Annotated in this window: 14 protein-coding genes and 4 tRNA genes; 15 read left to right on the forward strand and 3 right to left on the reverse strand. The window is 56.6% G+C overall.

The window, feature by feature from the left end; all coding sequences use genetic code 11:
• Window positions 1-91 precede the first annotated feature (91 nt).
• From H4V96_RS00730 to rpoC, 13 genes are all read left to right on the forward strand, one after another.
• Window positions 92-176: transfer RNA gene (locus tag H4V96_RS00730), tRNA-Tyr, on the forward strand.
• Window positions 177-235: 59 nt separating this feature from the next.
• Window positions 236-309: transfer RNA gene (locus H4V96_RS00735), tRNA-Gly, on the forward strand.
• Between the two features lie 41 nt (window positions 310-350).
• Window positions 351-425 (forward strand) — tRNA-Thr (locus H4V96_RS00740).
• Window positions 426-513: 88 nt separating this feature from the next.
• Window positions 514-1,704: an elongation factor Tu gene (gene tuf, locus H4V96_RS00745; RefSeq protein ID WP_070345915.1), complete on the forward strand. Its 1,191-nt coding sequence runs from the start codon at window positions 514-516 to the stop codon at window positions 1,702-1,704.
• Between the two features lie 66 nt (window positions 1,705-1,770).
• Window positions 1,771-1,846, forward strand: a tRNA-Trp gene (locus H4V96_RS00750).
• Between the two features lie 32 nt (window positions 1,847-1,878).
• The gene (gene secE / locus H4V96_RS00755; RefSeq protein WP_010394308.1) at window positions 1,879-2,262 is read left to right on the forward strand and encodes a preprotein translocase subunit SecE; all 384 of its coding nucleotides are present in this window, start codon (window positions 1,879-1,881) and stop codon (window positions 2,260-2,262) included.
• Window positions 2,262-2,888 (forward strand): transcription termination/antitermination protein NusG, encoded by a 627-nt coding sequence (gene nusG, locus H4V96_RS00760; RefSeq protein ID WP_010394310.1) that lies wholly within the window; start codon window positions 2,262-2,264, stop codon window positions 2,886-2,888. Before secE ends, nusG begins: the two co-directional genes overlap by 1 nt.
• A 115-nt stretch (window positions 2,889-3,003) precedes the next feature.
• Window positions 3,004-3,438 carry a 50S ribosomal protein L11 gene (gene rplK / locus H4V96_RS00765; protein ID WP_010394312.1) on the forward strand — a complete coding sequence of 145 codons (435 nt, stop codon included), beginning with the start codon at window positions 3,004-3,006 and terminating at the stop codon, window positions 3,436-3,438.
• On the forward strand, window positions 3,438-4,133 hold the full coding sequence (rplA, locus tag H4V96_RS00770; RefSeq protein WP_010394314.1) for a 50S ribosomal protein L1: 696 nt from the start codon (window positions 3,438-3,440) through the stop codon (window positions 4,131-4,133). Before rplK ends, rplA begins: the two co-directional genes overlap by 1 nt.
• A 319-nt stretch (window positions 4,134-4,452) precedes the next feature.
• Entirely contained in the window at window positions 4,453-4,995 is a 543-nt protein-coding gene (rplJ, locus tag H4V96_RS00775; protein WP_029496119.1) for a 50S ribosomal protein L10, read from the forward strand.
• Window positions 4,996-5,062: 67 nt separating this feature from the next.
• Entirely contained in the window at window positions 5,063-5,434 is a 372-nt protein-coding gene (rplL, locus tag H4V96_RS00780) for a 50S ribosomal protein L7/L12 (RefSeq protein ID WP_010394320.1), read from the forward strand.
• 244 nt (window positions 5,435-5,678) lie between these two features.
• On the forward strand, window positions 5,679-9,785 hold the full coding sequence (rpoB, locus tag H4V96_RS00785; protein WP_010394322.1) for a DNA-directed RNA polymerase subunit beta: 4,107 nt from the start codon (window positions 5,679-5,681) through the stop codon (window positions 9,783-9,785).
• 109 nt (window positions 9,786-9,894) lie between these two features.
• Complete coding sequence (gene rpoC / locus H4V96_RS00790) at window positions 9,895-14,136, forward strand: DNA-directed RNA polymerase subunit beta' (RefSeq protein WP_070345926.1); 4,242 nt, start codon at window positions 9,895-9,897, stop codon at window positions 14,134-14,136.
• 201 nt (window positions 14,137-14,337) lie between these two features.
• On the opposite strand, the gene H4V96_RS00795 is transcribed toward rpoC, so the two are convergent.
• Entirely contained in the window at window positions 14,338-15,354 is a 1,017-nt protein-coding gene (locus tag H4V96_RS00795; RefSeq protein WP_280720647.1) for an IS30 family transposase, read from the reverse strand.
• Between the two features lie 900 nt (window positions 15,355-16,254).
• Between H4V96_RS00795 and H4V96_RS00800 the strand changes: the two genes are divergently transcribed.
• Together H4V96_RS00800 and H4V96_RS00805 are read left to right on the forward strand one after the other, a co-directional pair.
• Window positions 16,255-16,887, forward strand: a complete 633-nt coding sequence (locus H4V96_RS00800) for a transcriptional regulator (RefSeq protein WP_070345925.1) — start codon at window positions 16,255-16,257, stop codon at window positions 16,885-16,887.
• Between the two features lie 73 nt (window positions 16,888-16,960).
• Window positions 16,961-17,803: an HDOD domain-containing protein gene (locus H4V96_RS00805; RefSeq protein ID WP_196856895.1), complete on the forward strand. Its 843-nt coding sequence runs from the start codon at window positions 16,961-16,963 to the stop codon at window positions 17,801-17,803.
• A gap of 71 nt (window positions 17,804-17,874) precedes the next feature.
• Here the strand turns inward: H4V96_RS00805 and H4V96_RS00810 are convergent, their stop codons facing one another.
• Both H4V96_RS00810 and H4V96_RS00815 read right to left on the reverse strand, forming a co-directional pair.
• On the reverse strand, window positions 17,875-19,686 hold the full coding sequence (locus tag H4V96_RS00810) for a DUF885 domain-containing protein (protein ID WP_196856894.1): 1,812 nt from the start codon (window positions 19,684-19,686) through the stop codon (window positions 17,875-17,877).
• Window positions 19,687-19,905: 219 nt separating this feature from the next.
• Window positions 19,906-21,069, reverse strand: a complete 1,164-nt coding sequence (locus H4V96_RS00815; RefSeq protein WP_196856893.1) for an HPP family protein — start codon at window positions 21,067-21,069, stop codon at window positions 19,906-19,908.
• Between the last annotated feature and the right edge of the window lie 150 nt (window positions 21,070-21,219).

Genomic DNA, 21,219 nt, shown 5'->3' on the forward strand with positions numbered 1-21,219 from the left:
AACTTCTTCTTTATACGCAAATGCAGCAGTCAGGCATCAGTAAATAAGGTTGACAGTTGTGAGTAGATGCTTCATACTCTGCGGTTCCCGCGGAGGGGTGGCCGAGTGGTTAAAGGCGACAGACTGTAAATCTGTTCTCTATGAGTACGCTGGTTCGAATCCAGCCCCCTCCACCAAGTTTTTGCAACAAAAACTGGGTAGCAGCAAGCAAGTGAAGATAAGTGAACGATACCTCGCGGGTGTAGCTCAATGGTAGAGCAGAAGCCTTCCAAGCTTACGACGAGGGTTCGATTCCCTTCACCCGCTCCAGTTCCGTTCAGATGCTAATGCATCGCATGCAACAAATTACAGCCCTTGTAGCTCAGTGGTAGAGCACTCCCTTGGTAAGGGAGAGGCCACGTGTTCGATCCACGTCAAGGGCACCAGAATTCGCAGCAGGCAGCACAGAAGCAATTCAAACCAGACCGTCGGGCGTGTGCCTGAGCAATCTAATCAAATCATTAGGAGTTCAAAATGGCAAAAGGTAAATTCGAACGGACCAAGCCGCACGTCAACGTCGGCACCATCGGCCACGTCGACCACGGTAAAACCACGCTGACCGCTGCAATCGCAACGGTTCTGTCGAAGAAATTCGGCGGCGAAGCTAAAGCATACGACCAGATCGATGCAGCACCAGAAGAAAAAGCGCGCGGTATTACGATTAACACCGCCCACGTCGAGTACGAAACGGCATCGCGTCACTACGCGCACGTTGACTGCCCAGGCCACGCCGATTACATCAAAAACATGATTACCGGTGCTGCGCAGATGGACGGCGCGATCCTGGTATGCTCGGCAGCTGACGGCCCAATGCCACAGACCCGCGAGCACATCCTGCTGGCGCGTCAAGTTGGTGTTCCATACATCATCGTGTTCCTGAACAAGTGCGATCTGGTCGACGACGCAGAGCTGCTGGAACTGGTTGAAATGGAAGTGCGCGAGCTGTTGTCGAAGTATGAGTTCCCTGGCGACGACGTGCCTATCATCAAAGGTTCGGCACGTATGGCGCTGGAAGGCAAAGAAGGCGAAATGGGCGTGGATGCAGTGTTGCGTCTGGCCGATGCCCTCGATTCGTACATCCCAACGCCAGAGCGCGCTGTTGACGGTGCATTCCTGATGCCAGTAGAAGACGTGTTCTCGATCTCGGGTCGCGGTACTGTTGTGACCGGTCGTATCGAGCGCGGCATTGTCAAAGTCGGCGAAGAAATCGAAATCGTCGGTATTATCGATACCGTCAAAACGACTTGCACCGGCGTGGAAATGTTCCGCAAACTGCTGGACCAAGGTCAAGCAGGCGACAACGTTGGTCTGCTGCTGCGCGGCACCAAGCGTGAAGACGTGCAACGTGGTCAAGTTCTGGCAAAGCCAGGCTCGATCAAGCCGCATGCGCACTTCACCGGCGAGATCTATGTTCTGTCGAAAGATGAAGGCGGCCGTCATACGCCATTCTTCAACAACTATCGTCCACAGTTCTACTTCCGCACGACGGACGTGACTGGTTCGATCGAGTTGCCAGCAGACAAAGAAATGGTCATGCCAGGCGATAACGTGTCGATCACCGTCAAGCTGATCAACCCGATCGCCATGGAAGAAGGCCTGCGCTTCGCTATCCGTGAAGGCGGTCGTACCGTCGGCGCCGGCGTGGTTGCAAAAATCCTCGCATAAGGAAATGTTATGCTTCCACCTGGGGCGTCCTAGGTGGTAGAATAGCACTCCTCGAAAGTTTTACGTAGGGACGTAGCTCAATTGGCAGAGCGTCGGTCTCCAAAACCGAAGGTTGGGGGTTCGATGCCCTCCGTCCCTGCCACCGTCAAGGTGCAGGGCACCGAAAGTAGAAAAATGTCAAATCAATCCGTGCAAACCGTTAGCACGTCGAGTGACAAGATAAAAGTCGCGCTGGCAATAGTGGCTGCGATTGCAGGAGTAGTCGGGTTTTATTACCTGGCAGGCCAACCAGCTCTGGTGCGTGCAAGCGCGCTTGTGGCTGGTTTGGTTATTGCTGTTGCGCTCTTGTATGTCTCGACGACCGGCCGTGAATTTCTCAATTTCGCCAAAGAAGCTGTGCGCGAGACCAAGAAAGTTGTTTGGCCTACCCGCAAAGAAGCCACGCAGATTACTGCGATCGTGTTTGCCTTTGTGTTGGTCATGGCGATTTTCCTGTGGGGCACGGATAAATTGCTCGAATTTTTGTTGTATGACGTAATTCTGGGTTGGAAAAAATAATGAGCGAAAATGTGCATGATGAAGCGGCGGGCGAGTCCGTTCCGGGTGACGCTCCGGTAGCGGATACTGGTGCAGCGCTGAGCGTGCCAGTCAGTAGCAAGCGCTGGTATGTCGTGCATGCTTATTCCGGCATGGAAAAAAGCGTCATGCGCGCACTGACCGAGCGCATCGAGCGTGCGGGCATGCAAGACCAGTTTGGCCAGATCCTGGTGCCGATCGAAGAAGTGGTCGAAGTCAAGAATGGTGTGAAGTCCGTTACCGAGCGTCGTTTCTATCCTGGCTATGTGCTGGTTGAAATGGAAATGACGGACGAGAGTTGGCACTTGGTCAAGAACACCAGCAAGGTTACCGGTTTCATCGGTGGCAAGTCGAATAAGCCGACGCCTATTTCCGCGCGCGAAATCGACGGCATCATGAAGCAGATGCAAGAGGGTGTTGAAAAGCCCCGTCCAAAAACCTTGTACGAGGTGGGCGAGCAAGTGCGCATCAAGGATGGTCCGTTCACCGATTTCAACGGCAATGTCGAAGAAGTCAATTACGAAAAATCCAAAGTGCGCGTCTCGGTCACCATTTTCGGTCGCGCTACTCCGGTAGAGCTCGAATTCGGCCAGGTCGAAAAAGTTTAAGTATTTTCAAGCGCCACCAGGAGCGTCGCGGTAGTAACAGCGAAATCCGGTCAGAGGAGCCCCGCCAGGGTAGGATCGGCGGGGCGCTACTACTCAATCCAAGATAGGAGCCATCATGGCAAAGAAAATCATTGGTTTTATCAAGCTGCAAGTGCCAGCTGGTAAAGCAAACCCATCCCCACCAATCGGTCCAGCTCTGGGTCAACGTGGTCTGAACATCATGGAATTCTGCAAAGCTTTCAATGCACAGACCCAAGGTCTGGAAGCAGGCATGCCGATTCCAGTCGTGATCACCGCGTTTGCGGACAAGTCCTTCACGTTCGTGATGAAGACGCCTCCAGCAACCTACCTGATCAAAAAAGCTGCAGCGATCACCAAAGGTTCGCCGAAGCCACATACCGACAAAGTCGGTACGCTGACCCGCGCACAAGCTGAAGAAATCGCTAAATTGAAAACCCCTGATCTGACCGCTGCCGACATGGATGCTGCTGTACGCACCATCGCTGGTTCCGCTCGTTCGATCGGTATCACGGTGGAAGGTGTTGTATAATGGCTAAGTTATCCAAACGTATCAAGGCTTTGAAAGCCAAAGTCGACCGTACCAAAGTGTACGCTTTCGACAACGCTGTCGCTCTGATCAAAGAGTGCGCAACGGCCAAGTTCAATGAATCGATCGACGTATCGGTACAGCTGGGCGTTGATCCTAAGAAATCCGATCAAGTGGTGCGCGGCTCCGTCGTGCTGCCAGCTGGTACCGGCAAAACCGTGCGCGTGGCAGTATTCGCGTCGGGCGACAAAGCAGAAGCTGCTAAAGCAGCTGGCGCCGACATCGTTGGTATGGAAGACTTGGCCGAGCGTATCAAAGCCGGCGACATGCCTTTCGATATCGTCATCGCTTCGCCAGATACCATGCGTATCGTTGGTACCCTGGGTCAGATCCTGGGCCCACGCGGCATGATGCCTAACCCGAAAGTTGGCACTGTTACTCCTGACGTCGCTACCGCCGTGAAAAACGCGAAAGCTGGTCAAGTTCAGTACCGTACCGACAAATCAGGTATCATCCACGCTACCATCGGTCGTAAATCGTTCGCTGACGCAGATCTGAAGTCGAATCTGGTCGCACTGATCGACGCACTGAACAAAGCCAAGCCAGCATCGAGCAAAGGCGTGTACCTGCGCAAAGTTTCGCTGTCGTCGACCATGGGCGCTGGCGTCCGTGTTGACCAGACTAGCCTGGCAGCTTAAGTAACAGAATCAAGTCCCATGCGCCTTCGGGCGCTGTGGGCGCATCTTTGGGCTGTCTGCCCGGCGTTCGCGCCAGGCAGGCAGACAATCAAAGACCGTTGGGCCGACTGTGATCGCATATGCAGAAGGTTAATAGGCTTGCCGGCAACGGCAAGTGCCCAACGCAGATGGTGTACCCGAACAAGTTTTGTAGTCCTCATGCTGCGTGAATTCATCCGCTCAGTTTAGTACTTCTTGACTTCGGACGCCGTGTTCGAACCGATGCAAGGCGCTCAACCACTCGGTTGTGATTGCCGAACATCATTTAAGGAGGTTGACCGTGAGTCTCAATCTGAATGACAAAAAGGCCGTTGTCGCCGAAGTTTCCGCACAAGTAGCAAATGCGCAAACGATCGTCGTGGCCGAATATCGTGGCATCCAGGTTGGTCACTTGACGCAACTGCGTGCTAAAGCGCGTGCCCAAGGCGTGTACCTGCGTGTGTTGAAAAACACTCTGGCTCGTCGCTCCGTTGAAGGTACCGCATTCGCCAGCCTGGCAGATGCCATGACCGGCCCGTTGATCTACTCGATCTCGGCCGATGCCGTTGCAGCAGCTAAAGTCATCGCTGACTTCGCTAAAACCAACGACAAACTGGTCATCAAAGCAGGTAACTACGCAGGCAAGCCGCTGGATACAGCTGCTGTCACCGCGTTGGCGAGCATTCCTAGCCGTGAAGTCCTCATTTCGCAGTTGTTGGGCGTTATGCTGGCTCCGGTTTCGGGCTTTGCACGTGGTCTGGCTGCCCTGGCAGCGAAAAAAGGCGAAGGCGCCGAAGCTCCTGCAGAAGAAGCAGCAGCAGAAGAAGCCCCAGCAGCCGCTTAATTGCGTGCGCTTTTTTCTCTCAGTACCAATCTGATGTAACTAACGTAATAAATTTAGGAGTTTCAAAATGGCAATTAGCAAAGACGATATCCTGGAAGCAGTTAGCGCCATGTCCGTAATGGACCTGAACGACCTGGTTAAAGCATTCGAAGAAAAATTCGGCGTATCCGCAGCAGCGATGGCTTCGGCCGGTCCTGCAGCAGGCCCAGCAGCAGCTGCTGAAGAGCAAACCGAATTCAACGTCATCCTGGACAGCTTCGGCGCAAACAAAGTTGGCGTCATTAAAGCAGTTCGCGAAATCACCGGCCTGGGCTTGAAAGAAGCTAAAGACCTGGTCGATGGCGCACCAAAAACTGTGAAAGAAGCAGTGTCGAAAGCTGACGCTGAAGCAGCACAGAAGAAATTGGTAGAAGCCGGCGCAACCGCTTCGATCAAGTAATATCTGTACCGGCGGCAGTTAGCGCCCGAGTCAAAGTCTGAGGTTCCCCCTCGCAAGGGGGGGAATCCGACTTTGGCTCCTTTGTCGTCTGCATCGTATTTGTCATGTAGTTGTAGCAGCAGTTTTTATTCGATTCAAGCCGGAAAGCAGAGCCTTGAGGTTTCGTCTGTGTCACACGCAGCGGTGCAAACGAACACTTGCAAAACCTGAATTTTCTATCCTTTCTGTCACTCACGGAGTGTCCATGCACTACTCATTTACTGAGAAGAAACGCATTCGCAAATCATTCGCGAAGCGCGCCAACGTTCACCACGTTCCGTTCCTGCTGGCGACCCAGCTCGAGTCTTATCATAGCTTCTTGCAAGAGGACATAGCACCGTCCGGCCGCAAGAATGATGGCCTGCAGTCGGCTTTCACCTCGATTTTCCCTATCGTGTCGCACAATGGTTTTGCGCGTCTCGAATTCTTGTCGTACGTTTTGGGCGACCCTGCCTTTGACGTCAAAGAATGTCAACAACGTGGCCTGACGTTCGCGTCGCCGCTGCGCGCGAAAGTGCGTCTGGTGATTCTGGACAAGGAATCGCCAACCAAGCCTGTCGTCAAGGAAATGAAAGAACAAGAAGTCTACATGGGCGAATTGCCGCTCATGACGACCACCGGTTCGTTCGTCATTAACGGCACGGAACGGGTTATCGTTTCCCAGTTGCACCGTTCGCCTGGCGTGTTCTTCGAGCACGACCGCGGCAAGACTCACTCGTCCGGTAAACTGCTGTTCTCGGCGCGTATCATTCCTTACCGCGGTTCGTGGCTGGACTTCGAGTTCGACCCGAAAGACATCCTGTTCTTCCGTGTCGACCGCCGCCGCAAGATGCCAGTAACGATACTGCTCAAAGCCATCGGCATGTCGCATGAGCAAATCCTGGCCAATTTCTTTGTCTTCGACAATTTCAACCTGCGCTCCGAAGGCGCGGAAATGGAATTCGTCGCCGAACGTCTGCGCGGCGAAGTGGCGCGCTTTGACATCGTCGACAAGTCGGGCAAGACCCTGGTGCTGAAAGACAAGCGTATCAACGCCAAGCACGTGCGTGATATCGAAGCTGCCGGCATCAAGCACATTTCCGTACCGGAAGACTACCTGCTGGGCCGCGTATTGGCGAAGAACATCGTCGATGGCGACACCGGCGAAGTCGTTGCCTCCGCGAACGATGAGCTGACCGAAGACTTGCTGGGTCGCCTGCGCGATGCCAACATTTCCGAAATCCAGACCTTGTACACCAACGACCTGGATCAAGGCGCCTACATCTCGCAAACGCTGCGTATCGACGATACCGCCGACCAGATGGCCGCGAAAGTGGCGATCTACCGCATGATGCGTCCAGGCGAACCGCCAACGGAAGACTCCGTTGAAGCGCTGTTCAACGGTCTGTTCTACAACTCGGACCGCTACGACCTGTCGGCCGTGGGCCGCATGAAGTTCAACCGCCGCATCGGCCGTGATGAACTGACCGGCGCCATGACCCTGTCGAACGAAGACGTGCTGGCCGTGATCAAGATTTTGGTGGAACTGCGCAATGGTCGCGGCGAAGTCGATGATATCGATCACTTGGGTAACCGTCGCGTACGTTGCGTGGGCGAACTGGCAGAGAATCAATTCCGCGCCGGTCTGGTGCGTGTTGAGCGCGCCGTCAAGGAACGCCTCGGCCAAGCCGAAGCGGACAACCTGATGCCGCACGACCTGATCAACTCGAAGCCGATTTCGGCTGCGATTCGCGAGTTCTTCGGTTCGTCCCAGCTGTCGCAGTTTATGGACCAAACCAATCCTCTGTCGGAAATTACCCACAAGCGTCGTGTATCGGCTCTGGGACCCGGCGGTCTGACACGCGAACGCGCCGGCTTTGAAGTGCGCGACGTGCATCCGACCCACTACGGCCGCGTCTGCCCGATCGAGACACCGGAAGGTCCGAACATTGGTCTGATCAACTCGCTGGCTCTGTATGCCCGCCTGAATGAATACGGCTTCCTGGAAACCCCGTACCGCAAGGTCGAAGGCTCCAAGATCACCGATCAGATCGACTATTTGTCCGCCATCGAAGAAGGCCGCTACATCATCGCTCAGGCGAATGCGACCATCAGCGATGAAGGCACCTTGTCCGATGAACTGGTGTCGGCCCGTGAAGCCGGCGAAACCATCTTGGTATCGCCAGAGCGCATCCAGTACATGGACGTGGCCCCAGGCCAGATCGTCTCCGTCGCTGCTTCGCTGATTCCGTTCCTCGAACACGATGATGCAAACCGCGCATTGATGGGTGCCAACATGCAACGCCAGGCTGTGCCTTGCTTGCGTCCTGAAAAAGCGCTGGTCGGTACCGGTATCGAACGCACCGTTGCGGTCGACTCGGGCACCACCGTGCAAGCCTTGCGTGGCGGTATCGTCGATTACATCGATGCGGGCCGTGTCGTGATTCGCGTCAACGATGACGAAGCTACCGCTGGTGAAGTGGGCGTCGACATCTACAACCTGATCAAGTACACGCGTTCGAACCAGAACACCAACATCAACCAGCGTCCTATCGTGCAAGTGGGCGACCGTGTTGCCAAGCGCGACGTGATCGCCGATGGCGCATCGACCGACCTCGGTGAGTTGGCGTTGGGCCAGAACATGACCGTGGCTTTCATGCCATGGAATGGTCTGAACTTCGAAGATTCGATCCTGATCTCGGAAAACGTCGTCAAGGACGACCGCTACACCTCGATTCACATCGAAGAGTTGTCGGTGGTTGCCCGTGATACGAAACTGGGCGCTGAAGAAATTACGCGCGACATCTCGAACCTGGCTGAAAATCAGCTGGCACGTCTGGATGAGTCCGGTATCGTCTACATCGGCGCTGAAGTACAAGCCGGCGACACCCTGGTCGGTAAAGTGACGCCTAAAGGCGAAACCCAGCTGACTCCGGAAGAGAAGCTGCTGCGCGCGATTTTCGGCGAAAAAGCGTCGGACGTGAAAGATACCTCGCTGCGCGTGCCTTCGGGCATGATCGGTACCGTGATCGACGTACAAGTCTTCACCCGTGAAGGCATCGTGCGCGACAAGCGTGCCCAGCAAATTATCGATGACGAACTGAAACGCTTCCGTCTGGACTTGAACGACCAGATGCGTATCGTTGAAGGCGATGCCTTCCAGCGTCTGGAAAAAATGCTGATCGGCAAAGTTGTCAACGGCGGCCCTAAAAAGCTGGCTAAAGGCGCCAAGATCACCAAGGAATACCTGGCCGATCTGGATAAATACCACTGGTTCGACATCCGCCCTGCGGACGACGATGCGGCGGTAGCGCTGGAAGCGATCAAGGAATCGATCAACGAAAAACGTCACCAGTTCGATCTGGCCTTCGAAGAGAAGCGCAAGAAACTGACGCAAGGCGATGAGCTGCAACCAGGCGTGCAAAAAATGGTCAAGGTGTACCTGGCCGTGAAACGCCGCCTGCAGTCGGGCGACAAGATGGCCGGTCGCCACGGTAACAAGGGTGTGGTTTCCCGTATTGTTCCTGTGGAAGACATGCCATACATGGCCGACGGCACGCCAGCCGACGTGGTGCTGAACCCGCTGGGCGTTCCTTCGCGAATGAACGTTGGTCAGATTCTCGAGACTCACTTGGGCTGGGCTGCCAAGGGTCTGGGTATCCGCATCGGCGAAATGCTGAAGGCGCAAACCAAGGTCGAGCAAGTACGCAAGTACCTGACGACGATCTACAACGACAACGGCCGTCCGGAAGATCTGGATAACTTTGACGACGAAGAAATCATGAAGCTGGCGGAAAACCTGAAAAAAGGTGTTCCATTTGCCACGCCAGTGTTCGACGGCGCCAATGAAGAAGAGATCCGCCGCATGCTGGACCTGGCGTATCCGGACGACATCGCCAAGAACCTGGGCATGACCGCCTCGAAAAATCAGGTGACCATGTATGACGGTCGCACTGGCGAAGCATTCGAGCGCAAGGTCACCGTCGGCGTCATGCACATGCTGAAACTGCATCACTTGGTTGATGACAAGATGCATGCGCGTTCGACCGGTCCTTACTCGCTGGTAACGCAGCAGCCGCTGGGTGGTAAAGCCCAGTTCGGTGGTCAGCGTTTCGGTGAGATGGAAGTGTGGGCACTGGAAGCGTATGGCGCGTCGTATGTCTTGCAAGAGATGTTGACGGTCAAGTCCGATGACGTGAACGGGCGTACCAAAGTGTACGAGAACCTGGTCAAGGGCGACCACGTGATCGACGCCGGCATGCCGGAATCGTTCAACGTGCTGGTCAAGGAAATCCGTTCGCTGGGTATCGATATCGACCTCGAACGCAACTAAAAGACAGCCACCTGTCATTTGGTTTGGGAAACACAAAGCCCGGCTGGGAAACCATGCCGGGCAATGTAGTCTCAGGAATATAGAAATTTAATCACCTCTGGAGTGATACATGAAAGCACTGCTCGATCTATTCAAGCAAGTACAGACCAACGAGACCTTCGATGCAATCAAGATCGGTCTCGCTTCGCCTGAGAAAATCCGTTCGTGGTCCTACGGCGAAGTCAAGAAGCCGGAAACCATCAACTACCGTACCTTCAAGCCTGAGCGCGATGGCCTGTTTTGCGCCAAGATCTTTGGCCCGATCAAGGATTATGAATGCCTGTGCGGCAAGTACAAGCGCCTGAAACACCGCGGCGTGATCTGCGAAAAGTGCGGCGTTGAAGTCACGCTGGCCAAGGTGCGCCGCGAGCGCATGGGCCACATCGAACTGGCTTCGCCAACCGCGCACATCTGGTTCCTGAAGTCGCTGCCGTCGCGTCTGGGCATGGTCCTGGACATGACCCTGCGGGACATCGAACGCGTGCTGTACTTTGAAGCATACGTTGTGACCGATCCAGGCATGACCCCGCTGAAGAAGTGCCAGATCATGTCGGAAGACGACTACGCCGCCAAGTACGAAGAGTACGGCGACGACTTCACCGCCTTCATGGGCGCCGAAGGTATCCGCGAACTGCTGCGCTCGATCGACATCCACCGCGATGCCGAAACCCTGCGCGTGGAACTGAAGGAATCGAAATCCGAAGCCAAGATCAAGAAATACGCCAAACGTCTTAAAGTTTTAGAGGCGTTCCAACGCTCAGGCATCAAGCCTGACTGGATGATCATGGAAGTGCTGCCAGTGCTGCCGCCGGAACTGCGTCCGCTGGTACCGCTCGATGGCGGCCGTTTTGCGACCTCGGATCTGAACGATCTGTATCGCCGCGTCATCAACCGTAACAACCGTCTGAAACGCCTGATGGAGCTGCGCGCTCCAGAGATCATCACGCGCAACGAAAAGCGCATGCTGCAAGAAGCGGTCGATTCGCTGCTGGACAACGGCCGTCGCGGCAAAGCGATGACTGGCGCCAACAAGCGTCCGCTGAAGTCCTTGGCAGAGATGATCAAGGGTAAGGGCGGCCGTTTCCGTCAAAACTTGCTGGGCAAACGCGTCGATTACTCCGGTCGTTCGGTCATCGTCGTGGGCCCGCAATTGAAACTGCATCAGTGCGGCTTGCCGAAACTGATGGCGCTGGAACTGTTCAAGCCATTCATTTTCAATAAACTGGAACTGATGGGTCTGGCGACCACGATCAAGGCCGCGAAAAAGCTGGTCGAGATTCAAGAGCCGGTCGTGTGGGACATCCTGGAAGACGTGATTCGCGAACACCCGATCATGTTGAACCGCGCACCTACGCTGCACCGTCTGGGTATCCAGGCTTTCGAGCCAGTGCTGATTGAAGGCAAGGCCATCCAGTTGCACCCGCTCGTCTGCGCCGCATTCAACGCCGACTTTGACGGTGACCAAATGGCGGTCCACGTTCCTCTGTCGATCGAAGCGCAGATGGAAGCACGCACCCTGATGCTGGCATCGAACAACATCCTGTTCCCATCGAACGGCGAACCGTCGATCGTGCCGTCGCAAGATATCGTGCTCGGTCTGTACTACGCGACCCGCGAAGCGATCAATGCGAAGAACGAAGGGATGATGTTCCCTGACGTATCGGAAGTGATCCGCGCCTACGATAACAAGGAAGTCGAACTGACGACCCGCGTTACCGTGCGTATTACTGAATACCCGAAGAACGCCGAAACGGGCGAATTCGAGAAAACGATCACGCGTTACGAAACGACGATCGGCCGTGCGATCCTGTCGGAAATTCTGCCGAAAGGCTTGCCGTTCTCCGTCCTGAACCGCGCGCTGAAAAAGAAAGAAATTTCCAAGCTGATCAACACGTCGTTCCGCAAGTGCGGCCTGCGCGCCACCGTGGTGTTTGCAGACAAACTGATGCAATCGGGTTTCCGCCTGGCGACACGCGCCGGTATCTCGATCTGCGTCGACGACATGCTGGTACCACCACAAAAAGTCACGCTGATCGCGACGGCCGAGTCGGAAGTCAAGCAGATCGAACAGCAATACGCCTCGGGTCTCGTGACCGCCGGCGAGCGTTACAACAAGGTAGTCGATATCTGGGGCAAAACCTCGGATGAAGTCGGCAAGGCCATGATGGACCAGCTCAAAGTCGAAGACGTGATCCGCCGCGACGGCACCAAGTCGACGCAAGAATCGTTCAACGCCATTTACATGATGGCCGACTCCGGCGCGCGCGGTTCCGCAGCCCAGATTCGTCAGTTGGCCGGTATGCGTGGTCTGATGGCCAAACCGGATGGCTCGATTATCGAAACGCCGATTACCGCGAACTTCCGCGAAGGTCTGAACGTTTTGCAGTACTTCATTTCGACCCACGGTGCGCGTAAAGGTCTGGCCGATACGGCGCTGAAAACGGCTAACTCCGGTTACCTGACGCGTCGTCTGGTTGACGTGACGCAAGACTTGGTGGTGATCGAGGACGATTGCGGCACCATGAACGGCGCGCTGATGAAGGCGCTGGTCGAAGGTGGTGAAGTCATCGAAGCGTTGCGTGACCGTATCCTCGGCCGCGTTACCGTGCACGATGTCGTCAATCCTGAAACGCAGGAAACGCTGTACGAAGCCGGTTCGCTGCTGGACGAAGACATGGTCGAAGAGATCGAACGTCTGTCCATCGATGAAGTCAAGGTGCGTACGCCACTGACTTGCGACACACGCTTCGGCCTGTGCGCCAAGTGCTATGGCCGCGATCTGGGCCGTGGCATGCTGGTCAACGCCGGCGAAGCTGTCGGTGTGGTGGCAGCACAGTCGATTGGTGAGCCGGGTACCCAGCTGACCATGCGTACGTTCCACATTGGTGGTGCGGCATCGCGTGCAGCAGTGGCATCGTCGGTGGAAGCGAAGTCGAACGGTACCATCCGTTTCACGGCAACCATGCGTTACGTGACGAACGGCAAGGGCGCGCAAATCGTTATTTCCCGTTCCGGCGAAGTACTGATCACCGACGACCATGGCCGTGAGCGTGAGCGTCATAAAGTACCGTACGGCGCGACCCTGATCGTCAAGGACGGCCTGGTCATCAAGGCCGGTACGGCGCTGGCAACGTGGGATCCGCTGACCCGTCCGATCATTACCGAATACGCCGGTCAAGTGCGTTTCGAGAACGTCGAAGAAGGCGTCACCGTAGCACGTCAGGTCGACGAAGTGACCGGTCTGTCCACCTTGGTGGCGATCGATGCGAAACGTCGCGGTTCGCTGACCAAGACCCTGCGTCCACAAGTCAAGCTGATCAATGACGCGAACGAAGAAGTCAAGATCGCTGGCACCGAACACTCGGTAGCGATCGGCTTCCAGGTCGGCGCGCTGATCATGGTCAAGGACGGTCAACAGGTATCGGTTGGTGAAGTGCTGGCACGTATTCCTACCGAATCGCAAAAAACGCGCGATATTACCGGTGGTCTGCCACGCGTTGCAGAACTGTTCGAAGCGCGCTCGCCGAAAGATGCCGGTATGCTGGCGGAAGTCACGGGTACGGTTGCCTTCGGTAAAGAAACCAAGGGTAAGCAGCGTCTGGAAATCACGGACATGGACGGCAACAAGCATGAGTTCTTGATTACCAAGGACAAACAAGTGCTGGTGCATGACGGCCAAGTCGTGAACAAGGGCGAGATGATCGTGGACGGCCCGGCCGATCCGCAAGACATCTTGCGCTTGCTGGGTATCGAAGCGCTGGCACGTTACATCGTTGACGAAGTGCAAGACGTGTACCGTCTGCAAGGCGTGAAGATCAACGACAAGCACATCGAAGTGATCGTGCGTCAGATGCTGCGCCGTGTTCAGATCGTCAATGCCGGCGACACCAACTACATCGTTGGCGAGCAGGTAGAGCGTTCGGAACTGCTGGACGAGAATGATCGCATGGCCGTTGAGAACAAGATCCCAGCGACCTACGAAAACGTCTTGCTGGGTATTACCAAGGCATCGCTGTCGACCGATTCGTTCATCTCGGCCGCATCGTTCCAGGAAACCACCCGCGTGCTGACCGAAGCGGCGATCATGGGCAAGCGCGATGGTCTGCGCGGCCTGAAAGAGAACGTCATCGTCGGCCGTCTGATTCCTGGCGGTACGGGCCTGGCCTTCCACCGCGCACGCAAAGAGAAAGAAGCGTGGGAAGTGGAAGAGCGTCAAGCGCTGCTGCTGGCCGAGAAAGCCTCGATGGCTGGCGAAGCTGCCGAAGCCCTGCAGGACATCGAGACCCAGCAACACCACGGCGACGAAGCGTAATCTACGCTGCTAGCTGACAAGAACGGCACCTTCGGGTGCCGTTTTTTTATGGGTGCGCCCGGCAGGGCGCATTGACTAGACATCGGCCAGCCAGCGCGCCGGATCAAGGCCGTTGTCAGCCGCACCATGCTGGTGCAATCGGCTATCGAGCGATCTTGGCCGATATGCCTGGCGGTCTCAAGTATCAAGTGCAACACCGGGTTAATGAATCGAATCGGCTTGTAATTGCAATCTGATCATGTGTTCAGTATAAACGGCCAATGGCGTTTTCCAGCCGAGCGTTTGCCTTGGCCTTGTATTCAGCGATAGTGCGATGGCGTCGAGTTCCTCCTGGGAATAAATCGATAGATCTGAGCCCTTGGGCATGTACTGGCGCAGCAGGCCGTTGGTATTTTCGTTCGATCCGCGTTGCCAGGGGCTGTGCGGATCGGCAAAGTAGATCTGCACGCCGGTACGTTCGGTTAATATTTTATGGCCATGCATTTCGCGTCCCTGATCGTAGGTCATCGACTTGCGCAGTGCTTCCGGTTCACGGTTCAGCACGGCCGAGAAACTGTCGACGACCGACTTGGTGCCAGCGTTCTCCATCCTGGCCAACACCACGAAACGCGTGGTGCGCTCGACCAGCGTGCCCACCGACGAGCGGTTGCTTTCACCCTTGATCAGGTCGCCTTCCCAGTGCCCAGGGATGACGCGGTCCTCAATTTCTGGAGAGCGGATGTGGATGCTTTGCATGTCCTTTATCTGACCGCGCCGATCGGTGCCGCGACTGCGCGGTTTGCGAACCTGGTTGTGGTGTCGTAAGCAGGCGATCAGCTCGCGCTTGAGTTCGCCACGCGGGTGCAGATAGATAGCGTTGTAGATGGTCTCGTGCGAGACGGTTTTATCGGTTTCAGTAGGCCACATGGCCTTCAGTATGTTGGAAATTTGCTGGGGCGACCAGAGTCGATTGAGATAGTGCCGCACGACTTGAAAAAGAACGCTGCCCGATTCCATCTTGGGTGTGCGCCTTGGCATCACTCGACGCGCCGCACTTTGCAAATGCGCCAGGTTCGCATCATAGGCGCCAAGGCCGGCATTGCGCCGGATTTCGCGGCTGATCGAACTGGGTGAACGGCCAAGGCGTTTAGCAATAGTTCGGACGCTGCACTGGTCATCGCGCATCGTCATCACGACGGCGCGCTCTTGGGTCGTTAAGTGGAAATAGATTCTGGGCATCGCAACACCTTACAGGAGCAGGTGTTGCACTTGGTTTTAGAGAATGCCCAGTATAACGCGGCACTGAAGGCGCGTGTGCCATACGCTCGCTTCAATGATCAATTGCCGCTGGTCGTTGATACTCAGCACATTACCTTACTGCATATCCCGTCATTACTATGAATGAAGCCAGTGCTGCAATTGGCTTTAGAAACTCTCATCATTGTAAAACGTAAATTACGCACTGGATTAGAAACGCCGTAATTTCCAGATGACTGGTTTATGTCTGTCATTTGGTATTGGCAGTGTGGATGAATGGAAGACCAACGATGCATCGACATTTCTGCCAAGTCTGACTATCAGAAAAGGCCGGGATTGATAATTAATACGCTATGCCATATTCGTGTTTGTATCGATATCAATATGGCCGAATGACTGTTGCATCGGGAATGCTTGAGTTGATGGGCTAAAGCTCACCTCGTTATACACAACTTTTTACCACTTTAAAATCAAAGGGTGACAGCAATTTCTTCAGCGCGTACCCCACAGTGGTGGCGCCAGAAAAATGCTATTTTTCTTAGCTTTCAGCCGTAAATTGCTCGAATTTTAGGCAATTTTTGACATGGACGGTGATTCCGAGATTTTCTTGGATACTTGTGTATAACGGGGTGGCTAAAGCTGGGTCGCCGTTGGCGCAAGACTGGTGGCGATGACGGTGGTGCACTGGGGCATGTATGCGGCGTACGCGCGAATTTGAAGTGAGCGCTCACATCGTAGATTGCTCGTTGCCATTGGGCGGTCCCTCATCACCACATCGCAGCGCATGTGTACGCCAAACCGTTTGCGAGGGCGTGTTGTACTGTCATGCACTATTTCCCTCATCACGCCAGTTTTCAGTTCATTCATGCTAATATTTGGCGCATGATTGCCCAAGCCCTGTTTACTCCAGCCCAGCAGAAGCTGCTGGGCTTGCTGTTTGTCCGTGTCAACGAAGGTTTTCATTTGAATGAGATCATGCGTTTGACCGGGCTTGGCAGCGCCTCGGCGCAGCGTGAACTGCGGCGCCTGCATGAGTCCGGCTTGATCACGTCCGAGCGTATCGGCAATGTGCGGCGCTTCTGGCCTAACAAGGAAAGCCTCGTGTATCCCGAGTTGAGCGCACTGGTGCAGAAAACCTTCGGCATCGTCGGCGTGCTCAGCACGAGTCTGGCACCTTTGCGTGCCCAGTTGCATCTGGCATTCGTTTCTGGCGCCACGGCGAAGGGCCAGGACCTGCCCGGTAGCGCCATCGACTTGCTGCTGGTGGGCGAAGAAGCCAATTATGGCGATCTCTTGACGCGATTGGCGCCGGCTGAGCGAACCTTGCGGCGTAAAATCAATCCTAACTTATACACGCTGGCCGATTATCGCCGGCGTCTGCGTGAAGGCCAGCCATTTCTGTTGCAGGTATTACAGCAGCCTAAACTGTTTGTCATCGGCGATGCATCACTATTGCATGCTCTGGCATTACCGGATTCTGCCGCGCAAGCGAATGGCATGCCATCTATTTTTTAAAGACCAGATCTGACATTCAATTTATGATTCATGTAATTATTGCTTGGAAAAATACCTGAGGCGGATTGATCGTATGTTGAATAAATTGCAGGCTTTCGGTTTGATTGTTTCCCAGGCAGCGCGCGGAGAATTAAGCTTCCCCACGAGTGTTAATTCCGCCTTGCAATTGCAATTGGCCTTGGCCGAAGCAGATTGCCATATCGACCATGCAATCAAGCTGGTACTGGGCGAGCCCTTGCTGGCGGCGCGCACGGTCGCGCTGGCCAACTCGGCCGTGTATAGCCGCAGCGATGGGGGGGGCGTGACCAGCGTGCGCGCCGCCGTCATGCGCATGGGTTACCGTAATTTGTATGCGCTGGTGGCGGCCATGGTGGTGCGCCAGTTCGGCAGTAAGATCATCGATCCCGTCCTGCGCCAGAAGGCGACACAGCTGTGGGAGCACACGGCGCACGTGGCTGCGCTGGCGCACGTGATTGCACGCCGCGTGACGCACGTCGATGCTGACACGGCGTTGTTCGCCGGCATCGTGCATGAGGTGGGCGGCTTTTATTTGTTGTCGCGTGCCGATGAATTTCCTGGCCTGCTCGACGACGATGGCGATCACTGGATGGAGTCCGCCGAAGAAATCATTGTCCGTGAAGTCATGAAGAAGCTGCTGATCCCGCTTGCCGTGAGTGCCGCCATCGAAGGCTTGCACGATGGCTTGCTGTCGATCCCGCCCGATTCCCTGCTCGACACCTTATTGTTGGCCAAGCAACTGTCGCCCGTGCCGTCGCCGTTGCAGGCGACGTATGTGGAAATGCTCACGCCTTCAGATTCCGTCATTGATTTCATTGTCGATAATGAAACCTTGCAAAGCATACTCGCTGAATCGGCCGAGGAAGTGCGTTCGATGAGTGCGGCGCTGCTGGTGTAGTTGGACATGCTGGCGGCGAAAAAAACGGCAGCCCGTTCAGGAGCTGCCGTTTTGCCTTCAGGCGCTGCGTCTTACTTCTGCTGCGCGATCCACCGGTCGACCTTGGCTTCCAGCAGTTTCAAGGGCAGGGTTCCGTCGCTGAGTACGACTTCATGAAATTTCGGCAGGCTGAACTTCTCGCCTAGCGCCTGCTGCGCGCGCTGGCGCAGTTCGACGATCTTCAGCGCGCCGATCTTGTAGCCCAGCGCCTGGCCCGGCCAGGCCATGTAGCGTTCCGTTTCGCTTTTCGCCACGGCGTCATAGCCGAGGGTGTCGCGCATATACTGGATCGTCTGCTCGCGCGTCCAGCCCTTGGTGTGCAAGCCCGTGTCGACCACCAGGCGCACGGCGCGCAGCATCTCGTCGTTCAAGTGACCGAAATACTGCGCCGGGTCCTCGAACAGGCCCATTTCCTTGCCCAAGGTTTCCGCGTACAGGGCCCAGCCTTCCGTGTAGGCATTGTTGCCGCCGAAACGGCGGAAATTCGGCACGTCCATCTCTTGCACCAGCGCCAAGTGGAAATGGTGGCCCGGCTTGCCTTCGTGCAAGAACAAGGTGGTCATGCCCGTATCGCCATAGAGTGTGGGATCGGTGACGACGGACCAGAACACGCCTGGGCGCGAACCGTCGGCTGCGGGCGCCGTGTAGTGGTCGGCGGCCGTGTCGCGGCTCAGTTCAGGCTCCAGACGCAAGTCCAGCGGGGCTTTCGGCACCAGGGTAAATAGCGCAGGCAACTTGCTATCGAGCAGCACGTTCAGCTTGCGGTAGACATCGAGCACTTCCTGCTCCGTCTTGAACGGACGGTATTTCGCCTGTTCCGAGACCCAGACGGGCAAGCCGGCGGCGCGGCCGTTGTAGCCCATCTTCGGGCCCACGATCGCATACTGTTCCTGGATGCGAGCCACTTCCTTCAAGCCGATGGCGTGGATTTGCTCCGGCTTCAGGTCCGTGGTGGTGCTGCTGGCTACGCGCGCCTGGTACCAGGCAGCGCCATCAGGCAGGGCGCTCCAGCCGCTATTCGTACGGCTGGCCGGCAGGTAGTGCTGTTCCATGAAGGTGGACAGACGCTGTAGCGCCGGCATCAGCTTGTCTTTGATGGTGGCAGTGTACTGTTGCGTCAGGCGTGCCTTGTCCAGCTCCGAAAAGCTGGCCGGTAAGTTCTTGATGGGCGTGTAATAGACGCTGTCCTGCGGCGTGGCGCTGACGAGTTTCTTGAATTGTGGCAGGGCCGACTCCGTCAGCGCCTTCGGCAGCACAATGCCCTTTTGCATGCCGACTTTCATGTTGGCGATGGCCTGGTCTGTCCAGCCTGGCAATTGGCCGATACGGCTTAGGTATGCGTCATATTCTTTGCGCGTCGTCAAAGGCTGCGATGCCTCGCCGCCCGCATAATTTGCCAGCGTGACGGGCATGCTGTCCATTTGGTTCAGTGGCAGCAGGTATTCGGGGAAGCGCTCGAAGCGTAGTGCCGTGGCCAGTTCATAGTCGAGAATGTCGTAGTTGATCTGGTCCTGGTGCGACAGCTGCGCGCGTGCAATGCTGCGCAGGGTCTTCTGGTACTGGCGGTACAGGGCGAACTGTTTTACGCGCGCGGCGGGAACGATGGCAGAACCGAGCTGATCATCAAAACGGTTGTCGCCGCTTTCGGTGGCGTTGATAGGCTCGAAACGGGCCAGGGCATCGTAGTATTGATCAGCGACGATCTGCAATCGCTGCTTCGCTTGCGGCGTACTGACGGCCATGGTTTTAGCTGCGGGCTGGGCCGCTTGCGCCAAGGGCGCATAGGCGAGTAACAGGGAGACGGCCAAGGTGCCGAGGGTGCCGGCGGCAATACGATGCTTCATGCGCGATGTCCTTTGTAAGGAGGGGAATGAACGGGGGCGTAGCGAGGTCGGGGTGGCCGCTCGCGAAGGAACAGTCGGGGCGTAAGCATACGCCATCGCCCAGTGCGTTTGGGCAAATTGTATGGAGGAATGTTGCTATTTCGCCTTAGGTGAGACGTCCGTTTTCATCGCTTGCCGGTGCTTGCTGGTCGATGCGATGCAGGCGTGCCTGGCAGGGCGTCACGCCGCCTCGGCAAAGCGGCTTTGGTACAGGGCAACCATCAGGTCGGATTGGCTGATGATGCCGGCCAGGCGCTCTGTTGCGTCGAGGATGGGAATATGCTGATAGCCGGCGTCGGCCATCAGTGGCAGCAGATCGATGATGGGCGTGTCCAGGCGGGCCGTGTGTGGCGACGCCGTCATCAACTGTCCCACCGCCTCCGGCTTGTCGCTGTGGGACAGGCCGCTGCGTTGCAGCAGGTCGCGCAGACGCTGGCGCACGCCCTGGTAATCGTCGAGCCCGCCATGGCACAGGAAATCCGTTTGCGTGATGATGCCGATGACCCTGCGCGCCCGGTTGACGACGGGCAAGGCACCCACCTGGTGGCTGCGCATGGTGCGCCAGGCAACATCGAGCGGCGTGCCAAATTCCACGCTGAGCACGTCCTTCGACATGATGTCGGCGCAAGTGACGACGCCAAAGCGGCGCTGGTAAGCGCGCATTTCAGTTTGCAGGAAGATGGCCTGCAAATCGTCGCGGCTGATGTCGAGTACTTCGCTGTGCTGGCGCAGGACGGCATCGAGGTCGTCCGGCGAAAAGCCCAGGCGCTTGCTGGGCACAGCATCGTTGGTGGCGTGCGGACGTGGTGCGAGCAGTGGCGCGATATGCGGGTAGCGACGCCCCGTCAGGTTGTTGTACAGCACGGCGCAGGCGACCAGCACGACTGAATTGAACAGCACGGTAATGAAGACGAATTCAAAGCCGGCCGCATGCACGCTGGCGCCGCCGATCACGGTGGTCAAGGCCACGGCGCCGCCCGGCGGATGCAGGCAGCGCATGGCGAACATGGCGCCGATGGCCAGGCAGGCGCCCAGCGCCGCCACGCTCACGCCGGACCCCAGCCATTTGACGCAAGCCATGCCCACCAGGCCGGACACCACATTGCCGCCCACCACGGACCATGGTTGCGCCAGCGGGCTGGCCGGCAGGCAGAACAGCAGAACGGCCGAGGCGCCCATGGGCGCGATCAGGTAGACACTGGCGCTATCGGGGGCCAGCAGGAAGTGGCAGATGAGTCCGGTCAGCAGCAAGCCGCAGATGGCGCCCGCGCAGGCGCGCAATTGCTCTCGGCGGCTGCCGTTGTTCGGTTGCGGCAGCCAGCGTGCCAGGAAAGAAGTCGTCATAAAGGAGGGCGCGTTCGGGCCGCGTTGCTCAGTGTTAGCCCGACATTATCCCATGCGTTCCATTTCGCTGCCGGCCGGGAGACGCACTGCGCCGCGCCGGAGGGTGTCTGGCACGCTCAGGCGGTTCCTTCCTGGGGGCGCATAGACGTT

It is taken from the genome of Janthinobacterium sp. CG_23.4 (assembly GCF_029892305.1).
GTDB lineage: Bacteria > Pseudomonadota > Gammaproteobacteria > Burkholderiales > Burkholderiaceae_D > Janthinobacterium > Janthinobacterium lividum_D.

Excerpts from the sequence above, each read along its gene's own strand:
- tuf (WP_070345915.1), top strand. The coding sequence starts at position 514 with ATGGCAAAAGGTAAATTCGAACGGACCAAGCCGCACGTCAACGTCGGC.
- secE (WP_010394308.1), top strand. The coding sequence starts at position 1,879 with ATGTCAAATCAATCCGTGCAAACCGTTAGCACGTCGAGTGACAAGATA.
- nusG (WP_010394310.1), top strand. The coding sequence starts at position 2,262 with ATGAGCGAAAATGTGCATGATGAAGCGGCGGGCGAGTCCGTTCCGGGT.
- rplK (WP_010394312.1), top strand. The coding sequence starts at position 3,004 with ATGGCAAAGAAAATCATTGGTTTTATCAAGCTGCAAGTGCCAGCTGGT.
- rplA (WP_010394314.1), top strand. The coding sequence starts at position 3,438 with ATGGCTAAGTTATCCAAACGTATCAAGGCTTTGAAAGCCAAAGTCGAC.
- rplL (WP_010394320.1), top strand. The coding sequence starts at position 5,063 with ATGGCAATTAGCAAAGACGATATCCTGGAAGCAGTTAGCGCCATGTCC.
- rpoB (WP_010394322.1), top strand. The coding sequence starts at position 5,679 with ATGCACTACTCATTTACTGAGAAGAAACGCATTCGCAAATCATTCGCG.
- rpoC (WP_070345926.1), top strand. The coding sequence starts at position 9,895 with ATGAAAGCACTGCTCGATCTATTCAAGCAAGTACAGACCAACGAGACC.
- H4V96_RS00795 (WP_280720647.1), bottom strand. The coding sequence starts at position 15,354 with ATGCCCAGAATCTATTTCCACTTAACGACCCAAGAGCGCGCCGTCGTG.
- H4V96_RS00800 (WP_070345925.1), top strand. The coding sequence starts at position 16,255 with ATGATTGCCCAAGCCCTGTTTACTCCAGCCCAGCAGAAGCTGCTGGGC.
- H4V96_RS00805 (WP_196856895.1), top strand. The coding sequence starts at position 16,961 with ATGTTGAATAAATTGCAGGCTTTCGGTTTGATTGTTTCCCAGGCAGCG.
- H4V96_RS00810 (WP_196856894.1), bottom strand. The coding sequence starts at position 19,686 with ATGAAGCATCGTATTGCCGCCGGCACCCTCGGCACCTTGGCCGTCTCC.
- H4V96_RS00815 (WP_196856893.1), bottom strand. The coding sequence starts at position 21,069 with ATGACGACTTCTTTCCTGGCACGCTGGCTGCCGCAACCGAACAACGGC.